Source organism: Brevibacterium senegalense (genome assembly GCF_000285835.1).
Classification (GTDB): Bacteria; Actinomycetota; Actinomycetes; order Actinomycetales; family Brevibacteriaceae; genus Brevibacterium; species Brevibacterium senegalense.
The window spans coordinates 110,148-120,908 of record NZ_HE978604.1 but is presented as its reverse complement, the minus strand read 5'-3'; the positions used below and the strand labels follow the sequence as shown (position 1 = coordinate 120,908).

The following is a 10,761-nucleotide window of genomic DNA, read 5'->3' as shown; positions in this document are numbered from 1 at the left end:
CAGCCCGGCCAGCCGCCGCACGCGCAGCCGCAGGCCCCGTCGCACGCGCCGCAGTCGGGTCAGCACCACGCACCCGTCAACCACGGCGGGCAGCAGTTCGCCCCGCCCCGCGACGGGCAGCACGCCGCGCCCCCGGAGGAGGCCCTCACCCTCACGGACGAGGACGCGCGCCTGCGCGACGTCCTGCTGCGGGTCCGCACGGAGACGGGCAAGGCCGTCGTGGGGCAGACCGCCGCGGTCGACGGCATCCTCATCGCTCTCCTGGTCCAGGGCCACGTCCTCCTCGAGGGGGTCCCCGGCGTCGCGAAGACCCTCCTCGTCCGCACGATCGCGCAGTGCCTGGACCTGGACTCGCAGCGCGTGCAGTTCACGCCGGACCTCATGCCGGGCGATGTGACCGGGTCGATGATCTACGACGCGAAGTCCGGCGACTTCTCTTTCCGCGAGGGACCGGTCTTCACGAACCTCCTCGTGGCGGACGAGATCAACCGCACCCCGCCCAAGACGCAGTCGGCGCTGCTCGAGGCGATGGAGGAGCGCCAGGTGACGGTCGACGGCGCGACCCGGCGGCTCACAGAACCGTTCCTCGTCGCAGCGACGCAGAACCCCGTCGAGTACGAGGGTACCTACCCCCTGCCGGAGGCCCAGCTGGACCGCTTCCTCTTCAAGCTGGTCCTCGACCTGCCGGATCGCGACACGGAGTTCACGATCCTCTCCCGGCACGCGCACGGCTTCGACTCCCACCGGCTGCGGGCGGCGGGGATCGAGCGGGTCGCGGGCCCGGACGAGCTCCTGGCGGCCGGGGCCCGTGCCGCCCAGGTCCACTGCGCGCCCGAGGTCATCGCGTACATCGTCGACATCGTCCAGGCGACCCGCCGCGCCCCCTCGTTGGCCCTGGGCGTCTCGCCCCGCGGCGCGACCCGCCTGCTGGCGGCGGCGCAGGCGCAGGCCTGGCTGTCCGGACGCGGCTACATCACCCCGGACGACGTGAAGTCGCTGGTCCCCGCGACCTTCCGCCACCGCATCGCGCTGCGCCCCGAGGCCCAGATGGAGGGTGCGGACGTCGACCGCGTCCTCGCCTCGATCGTCGAGTCGGTCCACGTCCCCCGCTGATGGCTCTGACCTGGCGCTTCCTCGTGCTCACGGCGCTCGCGGGGATCCCGATCGCGCTGCGCCCCCAGGCGACGACCTTCGTCGTCATGGTGGGGCTGCTCGTCATCGCGGGCCTCCTCGACTGGCTGGCGGCACCCGGGATCCGACGACTGGGCCTCCAGCGGACGCCAGGCCCCCGCATCCGCCTGACGGAGGAGACGCACGCCGTCCTCACGATCGTGAATCCGAGCCGCCGCACCCACCGCCTGCACGTGCGCGACGCCTGGGCGCCCACCGCGGGGGCGCAGGACATCCGCTTCCGCGCGCGGATCCGCCCGGGCGGGACGCACGAGCGGACGACCGTGCTGAAGCCCACCCGGCGCGGTCTGCTGCGCGCGGACCGGGTGACGGTCAGGTCGGCCTCGCTGCTGGGGCTCGTCGCCCGGCAGCGCTCGATCGAGGTCCCGGCGTCGATCACCGTCCTGCCGCCCTTCCACTCCCGCAGGCACCTGCCCTCGAAGCTGCAGCGGCTGCGCGAACTGGAGGGCAGGACCGCGGTCATGCTCAAGGGCGCGGGCTCCGAATTCGACTCCCTGCGGGAGTACGCGCGCGGCGACGACGTGCGCGCGATCGACTGGCGCGCCACGGCGCGCGCGCAGGAGGTCATGGTCCGGACCTACCGCCCCGAGCGCGACCGCCGGGTCATCATCGTCCTCGACTCGTCCCGGCTGGCCGCCCGCCGGGTGGGGACGGGGACCGCCTTCGACGCGGCGATCGAGTCCGCGCTGCTCCTCACCGGCCTGGCCGCCGGCGCGGGCGACCGGACCGACGTCCTCATAGCGGATGCGCGCGTCCGCGCCCGTGTGGGCCCCATCGGCCGGTCCGCGTCACTGGACCACCTCATGCACCGGATCACCCCGATCATGCCGGAGCTCCTCGAGGCGGACTGGGAGACCATCACGTCCGCCGTCCTGGGCGTGACCTCGCACCGGGCGCTCGTCGTCCTCGTGACGGCGCTGGACCCCGCGACGATCGGGGAGGACGTGTTGCCCGCGCTGCCGCTGCTGGCACGCCGGCACACCGTCGCGATCGCCTCGGTCGCAGACCCGGCGCTCACGGAGATGGCCCAGGCGCGGTACTCGACCGAACAGGTCTACACCGCGGCCGCGGCCGAGCGGGACCTGCTGGAGAGCCGCTCCCTGGGCCACGCGCTGGCGGGGCTGGGCATCCACTCCGTCCACGAAGCGCCGGACGATCTGCCGCCCGCGCTCGCGGACCTCTACATCGCGCTCAAGACCTCCGGCCGCCTCTGAGGCCGCCGGCCGGTCGACCGATTCCACGGCCCGCCGGTGCCGCGGCCGGCCGGTCCCGCACCCGCCACCGTCCCCGCGTCCGCTCGAGGAGGACCACGCGCGTCAGTACGCTGCGACGACTCTGTAGCCGGCCCGGTCCTCCTCGAGGTCTCCGTCGCCTCCGGCCAGGACGACCGGTCGGCCCAGCAGCGCCGCGTAGAGACCGATCGCCAGGGTCAGCCCCACGCCCACCGCGATCTTGAACCACACCGGGAACGGGTTGGGCGTGATGAAGCCCTCGACGAGGCCGGACAGGAACAGCAGCCCCACGAGGCCGCCCGCGACCGTCATGAGCGAGCGCGCCTCCTTCGCGAGCGCCTGGCCGCGCGTCATGGCACGCGGGATGATCCAGGCGACGAAGATCTGCAGGCCCGCCGCCCCTGCGATGAGGATGCATGTGATCTCCGGGATCCCGTGCGGCAGGATGTATGACCAGAAGTCCGCCTCGTAGCCGTGCCGGTACATGACGGCGGCGGAGATGCCCACGTTCACGCCGTTCATGAGCAGGCCCGCGACCACGTAGATCCCCGTGATGCCCAGTGCGATCCACTGGACGGCGATCCACGCGTTGTTCGTCCACACGCCCACCGCGAAGACGGAGTTGGGGTTCTCCTTGTAGTACTCGACGAAGTCGCTCTCTGCGAGCTCCTGCTGCTGCGCGGGCGACATGAGCGTGTCCAGTGCGCCCTCCGTCCGCAGCGCCCACAGGGCGGCCACGACCGCACTGCCCAGGAACAGGATCGTCACCCCCAGGAACATCCACCGCAGTCGGTAGAGGGCCGCGGGGAAGGACCGCACCGCGAACCGGACGAGCGCGGACATGGGTCCCCGCGGGATCGAGGTGAGGTGGGTGCGCGCGCGATGGACGATGACGGACAGGCGGGCGGCCGTCTGCGAGTCCGGTGCGACGGAGAGGATCCGCGAGAGGTCCTTCGACGCCAGCCGGTAGAGGCTCAGGAAGTCCGCCGCCTCCGCTGCGTCCAGGCGGGACTTCTTCGCCAGGCGTTCGAGCAGGTCCCAGCGGGGACCGTGGAGCTGCGCGAGGAGGACGGGATCCATGCGCTCCACCCTACTCATCCGAACGGACCGGCAGCGCATCTGTGCGACGATGAGACACATGAGTGTGCTTGTGACCGGCGAGGCCGTGGCCCTGCGCGTGCAGCCGGCGCATTTCGCCGCGCGCGCCCTCTCCGCCGCGATCGACACCGTCGTGTACTCGATCGTCTACGTCGCCGTCTTCGCCGCGGCGGCCTGGTTCCTCAGCCGGATCGGCTTCCAGTGGACGCTGCTGTCCAGCTCCGCCGCCATCGTGCTCACAGTCCTCACGACCGTCGCGGTCCCGTGCGCGGTCGAGCTGCTGCTGCGCGGACGCTCCCTGGGCAAACTGGCGCTGGGACTGCGCGTGGTCCGCGACGACGGCGGCGCGATCGGGTTCCGCCAGGCACTGCTGCGGGCCCTCCTGTGGCAGTTCGAGATCCTCGCGACCGGCGGTGCGGTCGCCGCGTTCGCCGGGCTGCTGTCCGCGCGCTCGAAGCGGCTGGGCGACATGCTGGCGGGCACGACCGCGGTGAGTGAGCGGGCCGCGCGCCCCCGCCCGGAGGGGATCGTCCTCCACCCCCACCTCTACGACTGGATCCAGCAGGCGGATCTGGCACCGCTGCCGGCGGGTCTGCAGCACCGGATCGTTCAGTTCCTGGGCTCCGCCTCCCAGCGCACTCCCCAGTCCCGCGCGGAACGGGCGATCGAGCTGGCCGAGGAGCTGAATCCGCACGTGTCGCCCGCTCCCCCGCCCGGGACGGATCCGGAGATGTTCCTCTCTGCCGTCGTCGTCCGCACGCGGTGGGAGCACCTGCAGCGGCAGGAGCGGGCCGACCGGACCGCGGGCGCCTTCCGCGAGCGGGTGGGCACCCTCCCGCACGGCCTCCACCTGCGCTGATCCGCCCTTCCGACGCACGCACCGCACGCACCGCGCCCCGGCCCCCGTCGACGGGGGCCGGGGCGGACGACCGCAGGCGTGCGGGTCGTGCGGCTCAGTAGCGGTAGTGCTCCGGCTTGTAGGGGCCGGCCACGTCCACGCCGATGTACTCCGCCTGCTCCTTCGTGAGCTCCATGAGCTGGGCGCCCAGGGCCGGCAGGTGGAGGCGCGCGACCTTCTCGTCGAGTGCCTTGGGCAGGCGGTGGACGTCGTTCGAGTAGCCGGCGTCGCCCGTGTGGAGCTCGATCTGCGCCATCACCTGGTTCGTGAAGGAGGCGCTCATGACGAAGCTGGGGTGGCCGGTCGCATTGCCCAGGTTGAGCAGACGCCCCTCCGACAGGACGATGATGCTCGTCGTGTCCCGGCCGGTCCCGTCCGCGGCCGGGAGGGTCCACTCGTGGACCTGCGGCTTGATCTCGACCTTCCGGACGCCGGGCAGCTTCGCGAGCCCCGCCAGGTCGATCTCGTCGTCGAAGTGCCCCACGTTGCCCACGATCGCGCCCGGCTTCAGCAGCTGCAGCTGCTCGACGGACAGGACCGCCGTGTTGCCGGTCGTCGTGATGACGAAGTCCGCGCCGGGAGCCGCGTCCGTCGTCGTCCGCACCTCGAAGCCGTCCATCGCCGCCTGGAGGGCGCAGATCGGGTCGATCTCGCTCACGACGACGCGGGCGCCCTGCCCGCGCATCGCCTCCGCCGCGCCCTTGCCCACGTCCCCGTAGCCGATGACGAGGGCGACCTTGCCGCCGATCAGCACGTCCGTCGCGCGGTTGAGGCCGTCCGGCAGGGAGTGGCGGATGCCGTAGCGGTTGTCGAACTTCGACTTCGTGACCGCGTCGTTCACATTGATCGCGGGGAACGGCAGGCGTCCTTCCTCCGCCAGGCGGTACAGGCGGTTCACGCCCGTCGTCGTCTCCTCGCTGACGCCCTGCAGCTGCGGGACCATCGCGGTGAAGCGGCCCGGCTCCTCCGCGAGCGAGGTGCGCAGGCGGGCGCGGAAGGCCTTCAGCTCGTCCGGATCGTCGTCGCCGTCCGCCGCGACGCCCCCGGCCGCCTCGGCCTCGGCGCCGTCCAGCAGGTACATCGTCGCGTCACCGCCGTCATCGAGGATGAGGGTGGGTCCGGCGGGTCGCTGATCGTCCGCGGGGAAGCGGAAGATCTGATCCGTGCACCACCAGTACTCGTCGAGGGTCTCCCCCTTCCACGCGAAGACGGGGACGCCGGTGGGGGCGTCCGGCGTGCCGGAGCCCACGACGACCGCGGCCGCCGCCTCGTCCTGGGTCGAGAAGATGTTGCACGACGCCCAGCGGACGTCGGCGCCCAGGTCGACGAGCGTCTCGATGAGCACGGCGGTCTGCACCGTCATGTGCAGGGAGCCCGCTACGCGCGCGCCGGCCAGCGGCCGCACACCCGCGTACTCCTCGCGCAGGCTCATGAGACCCGGCATCTCGCGCTCCGCCAGGCGGATCTGATGGCGGCCGGCGGCCGCCAGGCCGAGGTCGGCGACCCGGTGGTCGGCCTGGGTCAGGACTGCGGGGGTGTTCTGCATAGGGGGTCCTCGCCTCCGTGGTGGTTCGTCTGGTCGGTCGGGTGGGGCCTCACGCGCGGACGCGGGCCAGGACGGCGGTCGTGAGCGCACGGGTCCGCTGCGGGTCGGGGGTCTCGCAGTTGAAGCGGACGAGGGGCTCCGTGTTCGACTTCCGCACGTTGAACCAGAAGTCCGCGCCCTGGAGCGAGACGCCGTCGAAGCGATCGACGTCCCCCGCGCCGAACTCACCGGCCTCCGCCCGCGCGGCGATGTCCGCGAGGACGGCGTCCGGATCGCCCACCGTCGAATTGATCTCCCCGGACGGCGCGTAGCGCTCGCGACCGGCGATGAGGTCCGCCGCGGTCTCCCGCGTCGCCGCGAGGATCGCGATGATGTGGCACGCGGCGAGGATCCCGGAGTCCGCAGAGTAGAAGTCGCGGAAGTAGAAGTGCGCGGAGTGCTCGACGGCGAAGATCCCGTCGTGCTCGCGCATGAGCCTCTTGATCCCGGAGTGCCCCACGGGTGTCCGCACCGCCCGTCCGCCCGCCTGCTCGATCGTCTCCGGGACGATGCGGGAGGTGAGGAGGTTGTGGAGCACGACCGGGGTCGCCTCCCCCGCCCGGCGCGCCCGCGCGATCTCGCGCTGGGCGACGAGCGCCCCGACGGCGGACGGCGACAGCACGGAGCCCGCGCCGTCGATGAAGAAGCAGCGGTCCGCGTCGCCGTCGAAGACGAGGCCCAGGTCCGCGCCGTCCGCGCTCACGGCGGTCTGCGCGTCCACCAGGTTCTCCGGCTCCAGCGGGTTGGCCGGGTGGTGGGGGAACGTCCCGTCCAGCTCCGTGTAGAGGCCCACGATCCGCACGGGGACCGGGGGCAGGCCGGCATCGGTGCCGAACACCTCGCCCAGCAGCTTCCCCGCCATGCCGTTGCCGGCATCCGCCACGATCGTGAGCGGACGGACCGGCTCCAGCCGGTCGAGTCCCGTGAGCTCACGCAGACGGGTCGCGAAGGATACGGCGAGCTCCGCCGCCGCCTCCGCATCGACAGGCGGGACGGGGCCCGTGGCCGCGGGCGCCCGCAGCGCCTCCTCGCGGATGGCGTCCAGCCCGTGCGCGCGGGACACACCGGCGGCACCGGGACCGCACACCTTCACCCCGTTGTAGCCGGACGGATTGTGGCTGGCCGTCACCATGAGGCCGGGCGCGTCCCACGCTCCTGAGGCGAAGTACAGCTGATCGGTCGAGCACAGGCCCACGAAGCGGACGCGCAGACCGCCGGCCACGACGCCGGCGGCGGCCCATCCCGCGAAGCGCGGCGAGTCCGGACGCATGTCGCAGCCCACGACGACCTCGGTCTCACCGTCCGCGCCGAAGACGCGCGCCGCGCCGTAGCCCAGGGCGAAGAGGAGGTCGTCGTCCAGCTCGTCGCCCACGGTGCCGCGCAGGTCGTAGGCCCCCAGCACCCGGTCGAAGCGCGCACGACGGTCGAGGGGCGCCCGCGGGGCGCTGACGGGTGCCGTCATTCTCCGCTTCCGGAGACGATGCGCAGGTGGCCGCGGCCCGGACTGAGCGGGGCCTGCGCAGCGGCGGGGGCCGGCTTGGGGCGGGCCGCCTCGCGCACCGCGTCCGCGATCGCCAGCAGGTCGTCCCGCGAGCGCTCCGGCTGCTCGTCGCCCGGGTCCAGGCGCAGCAGCTCCCAGCCGCGGGGTGCGGTCATCCGGTCCGCGTGGTGCCGGCAGAGGTCCAGCGCGCCGGGCTCCGCCCGCATCGCCAGCGGACCGACGACCACGGTCGCGTCCGCGTGGACGTACGTCATGGTGAATCGGGCACTGACGCCGCACCCGGCCTTGGCACACAGACGAACTGACACATCGGGCAGTCTACCCAATCCGACGTCGCTCGCCGGGAACCCTCCCCGGCATCCGCGTGCACACCGTCCCACGGGCGCTCACACGCGCTCGCAGGGTCGTGCGCCCGGACGCGGTCGTGCACCTAGACTCCGGAGCATGTCCCCCTCGCGCCGCCACGACCGCCACGGCCGCACACCTCAGCTGTTCCGTGCGCCCGTGCCCGCCCAGCGCACGCGCACGGAGGCGTTCGCACTGCTGGCGGCCCGCCTGTTCGCGGACATCCGGGCACGCGTCGACGAGGAGCTGGACGACGTGGTCCTCACGATCGACGACGTGCCCCCGGCGGACGCCGGTCTGGAGCTGGGGCGCGTCCTGCAGGCCACCCCGGCCGCTCCCGCGACCCTCGTGCTGCACCGACTGCCCATCGCGGACCGCTGTGCGGACGAGATGGAGCTGGCCGACCTCGTCGCGGACGTGCTGGCGGACCAGGCCGCGCTGCTGAGCGGCCGCGACCCGGACGACCTGCGGCCCCGCTGACCCGCGGCCCCGCTGAACAGCGACCGCTCAGGCCAGCGGGCGCCCAGACCTGAGCGCCCGGACCCGCGGCCCCGGTGTCCCCGCAGACCTCAGCGCTCCAGGCGCACGTCCCGGTAGCCGATCCCCTCGGGCGCTGCCGGCAGCGTCACACCGCTGACCCCGGACTCGGTGCGCACGCCCACGGTCGCGAACGCGTCGCCCTCCGTGCCGCGCACCTCCAGCGCACGAGCGTCCGGGAAGTCCGCGAGGCCCAGGACGATCGCGCGGTCGGCCTCGAGGTCGTACGCCTGCGGCTCCCCGCGCTGTCCGTCGCCCAGGACGGGGACGATCTCGACGGACCCCTCCCCCGCCGCGACGGCGATGTCGCCCTCGAGCGGGTTCCCCACCTCGTCCGTGGGCAGCGTGAGCAGCCGCGCGGCACCCACCGCCTCGACGCCGGGGTACTGCGCGATGTCTTCGCCCTCCGTCGTGTCGACGGTGACGGAGACGGAGGCGGTCAGCTCCCCGTCCGCGTCCAGCACGACGTCGCCGGGTGAGATCTCGCCCAGGTCGACCTCCGCCGTGCCGTGCGCGGGGACCGCGACGGATCCGTTCGCCAGCTGCATGGGCCCGTCCGCGGCGTGCGCTCCCAGCTGGGCGCTCACCGCCCGGTCGGTGGGATTGGTGACCCGCAGCCGGGCGTGGCCGCCGGTCGCGATGGGGACGACCGTGCGGGCGGCGGCCGGGGCCTCGGGAGCGGCGTGCTCGATCCCCAGCGGGGTGAGGCCGTCGCGGCGGGTGCGCTGGAGGACGGTCGTGATGCGGCCGTCCTCAGCGGTCACCTCCGCACCCAGCACCGCGGCCTCCTGCGCGAGCGCGCCCAGGACGACGGTGCGCATCGAGCGCGGCTGGACGGTGAGCTCGTCCTGGCCTGCGACCGCGAGCGGCCCGGTCTCGCCGGTGAGCGACACCCGCACGGTCACGGGTGCGTCCGTCGGATTGCCGATGAGCAGGCGCGAGTCCTCGCCCGTGAGCGTCGACGCACCGGAGAAGACCGCGCGGGTGACCGGGGTCGCACAGGCCAGCGCGGACAGGCCCGCGTAGTCCCCGTCCTCCGCGGACGCGGTCTGGACGGCGGACATGTGCACGGGACTCTCGCCGGCGGGCTCCCCCTCGTAGACGACGGGGGCGCCCATCCCGTCCGCGCCGGTCACGAAGGGGTCGCCGGGGTCCGTCCGGAACTGCTCGTCCCCGTCGACGACGGTCGCCGTGATCCCGCCGGCGCCGTCGGAGCCGTCCGGCGCGGTCGTCGTGACGCTCACGGCGCGCGCGACGGTCGTGGGCGCGTCCGAGGCCTCGAACTCCTCGTCCGTGTCCACCGCGTCCTCCGCCGTCAGGTCGAGGGGGCCGGGGCACAGAGCGGTGATCGCGGTCGCGGGCAGGCGGATCTGCTCCGGCCCGCGCGAGCCGGAGCCGCTGGGCAGCGGAGAGACGAACGCGGTCACCGCGATGAGGACGCCGGGCACCGCGATGCCCATGATGGTCGCGGTCGTGCGCGAGAAGGCGTTCATCGGCGGCCTCCTCGACCGATCGGGACGGCGACGACGGCGCTCATGAGCACGAGGATCCAGCCGCACACGACCACGACGCGGTACCAGACGGGCGAGGCGCTCAGCTCGACGCTCACCTCTCCGCCGGGCAGCACGTACGCCTGCGCCCACCCGTCGACGGGGTCGGCCTCCTCCAGCGCGCGGCCGTCGACGTGCGCGGTCGTCACGCCGGCGCGCTCGGCCAGGACGAGGAGGCGCGGACCCTCGCCGGAGGCCGCCAGCGGCGAGCCCGTCACCTCGACCGTGCCGTCGACGATCTCGACCGGCGCGGAGGCCCCGGTCGCGTCGACGACGCGGGCCCGGGACACCTCCGCCGAGGCCCCGGCCGCCGGGTCGTCCGCGGCACCGGAGTCGTCCCCCGCCTCGCCGGAGCCGTCGTCCTCAGCCGTCGACACCTGCCACAGGAGGCCCTGGTCGGCGACGCCCAGGCGGGTGAGGCCGGTCGCGCCGGAGACGCTGCGGGCGGCCGCGTCGACGGCGTCCGCGTCATCACCGGTGAGGACGACGAAGCCCACGCCCAGCTGGGCCAGTGCCGCCCCAGCGTCGCCGGAGCCCTCCGAGGTGAGGCGGCCCACGGCCTCGGCGAGCACCGTGTCCGCGGCGTCGAGTGCGGCGGGACGGCGCTGCGGGCCGAACCCGTGCAGCTGGCGCGCGTCCGTGATCGTCGACGTCTCCACGATGGTGCCGCCGGTCGCGCCCCGGAGGGTGCCGACGACCTCGCCGTCGACCGCCTCGAGGACGAGCGTGCGCTGCGCCAGGGGACCCGCGGCCCGCTCGCCGGCGAAGACGGGCAGCCGGGCGTCGCCGTCCCGGTGCACCTCGATCCCGCCCGCGGTCGCATC

At 73.8% G+C, this 10,761-nt stretch carries 9 protein-coding genes and 1 pseudogene; 4 read left to right on the top strand and 6 right to left on the bottom strand.

Translation table 11 applies throughout. The annotated features are described in order from the left end of the window. Together HGBR_RS17415 and HGBR_RS09885 are read left to right on the top strand one after the other, a co-directional pair. Positions 1-1,113 (top strand): AAA family ATPase (locus HGBR_RS17415; protein ID WP_019159183.1); only part of this gene is annotated, 1,113 nt, incomplete at its 5' end. After that, the gene (locus HGBR_RS09885) at positions 1,113-2,405 is read left to right on the top strand and encodes a DUF58 domain-containing protein (protein WP_019159182.1); all 1,293 of its coding nucleotides are present in this window, start codon (positions 1,113-1,115) and stop codon (positions 2,403-2,405) included. The genes HGBR_RS17415 and HGBR_RS09885, both read left to right, overlap by 1 nt. 102 nt (positions 2,406-2,507) lie before the next feature. Here HGBR_RS09885 and HGBR_RS09880 read toward each other — a convergent pair whose 3' ends face one another. Then, positions 2,508-3,503: a stage II sporulation protein M gene (locus HGBR_RS09880; RefSeq protein WP_026077496.1), complete on the bottom strand. Its 996-nt coding sequence runs from the start codon at positions 3,501-3,503 to the stop codon at positions 2,508-2,510. Between the two features lie 58 nt (positions 3,504-3,561). Between HGBR_RS09880 and HGBR_RS09875 the strand changes: the two genes are divergently transcribed. Then, positions 3,562-4,380, top strand: coding sequence for an RDD family protein (locus HGBR_RS09875; RefSeq protein ID WP_026077495.1), 819 nt, complete (start codon positions 3,562-3,564; stop codon positions 4,378-4,380). Positions 4,381-4,474: 94 nt separating this feature from the next. On the opposite strand, the gene ahcY is transcribed toward HGBR_RS09875, so the two are convergent. From ahcY to HGBR_RS09860, 3 genes are read right to left on the bottom strand one after another with little or no spacing between them, the layout of a single operon-like run. After that, complete coding sequence (gene ahcY / locus HGBR_RS09870; RefSeq protein ID WP_019159179.1) at positions 4,475-5,965, bottom strand: adenosylhomocysteinase; 1,491 nt, start codon at positions 5,963-5,965, stop codon at positions 4,475-4,477. Between the two features lie 49 nt (positions 5,966-6,014). Further along, the gene (locus HGBR_RS09865) at positions 6,015-7,466 is read right to left on the bottom strand and encodes a phosphohexomutase domain-containing protein (protein WP_019159178.1); all 1,452 of its coding nucleotides are present in this window, start codon (positions 7,464-7,466) and stop codon (positions 6,015-6,017) included. Continuing rightward, on the bottom strand, positions 7,463-7,813 hold the full coding sequence (locus tag HGBR_RS09860) for a DUF3499 domain-containing protein (RefSeq protein WP_040364944.1): 351 nt from the start codon (positions 7,811-7,813) through the stop codon (positions 7,463-7,465). The genes HGBR_RS09865 and HGBR_RS09860 overlap by 4 nt, the downstream gene beginning before the upstream one ends. 136 nt (positions 7,814-7,949) lie before the next feature. Between HGBR_RS09860 and HGBR_RS09855 the strand changes: the two genes are divergently transcribed. Next, positions 7,950-8,330 (top strand): metallopeptidase family protein, encoded by a 381-nt coding sequence (locus HGBR_RS09855; protein ID WP_019159176.1) that lies wholly within the window; start codon positions 7,950-7,952, stop codon positions 8,328-8,330. An 89-nt stretch (positions 8,331-8,419) separates the two neighbouring features. Here HGBR_RS09855 and HGBR_RS09850 read toward each other — a convergent pair whose 3' ends face one another. Further along, on the bottom strand, positions 8,420-9,880 hold the full coding sequence (locus HGBR_RS09850; RefSeq protein ID WP_019159175.1) for a DUF5719 family protein: 1,461 nt from the start codon (positions 9,878-9,880) through the stop codon (positions 8,420-8,422). Beyond that, positions 9,877-10,761 (bottom strand): annotated as a pseudogene (locus HGBR_RS09845) (hypothetical protein); the annotation flags it as partial. The gene HGBR_RS09850 and the pseudogene HGBR_RS09845, both read right to left, overlap by 4 nt.

Excerpts from the sequence above, each read along its gene's own strand:
- HGBR_RS09850 (WP_019159175.1), bottom strand. The coding sequence starts at position 9,880 with ATGAACGCCTTCTCGCGCACGACCGCGACCATCATGGGCATCGCGGTG.
- HGBR_RS09865 (WP_019159178.1), bottom strand. The coding sequence starts at position 7,466 with ATGACGGCACCCGTCAGCGCCCCGCGGGCGCCCCTCGACCGTCGTGCG.
- ahcY (WP_019159179.1), bottom strand. The coding sequence starts at position 5,965 with ATGCAGAACACCCCCGCAGTCCTGACCCAGGCCGACCACCGGGTCGCC.
- HGBR_RS09880 (WP_026077496.1), bottom strand. The coding sequence starts at position 3,503 with ATGGATCCCGTCCTCCTCGCGCAGCTCCACGGTCCCCGCTGGGACCTG.
- HGBR_RS09855 (WP_019159176.1), top strand. The coding sequence starts at position 7,950 with ATGTCCCCCTCGCGCCGCCACGACCGCCACGGCCGCACACCTCAGCTG.
- HGBR_RS09875 (WP_026077495.1), top strand. The coding sequence starts at position 3,562 with ATGAGTGTGCTTGTGACCGGCGAGGCCGTGGCCCTGCGCGTGCAGCCG.
- HGBR_RS09885 (WP_019159182.1), top strand. The coding sequence starts at position 1,113 with ATGGCTCTGACCTGGCGCTTCCTCGTGCTCACGGCGCTCGCGGGGATC.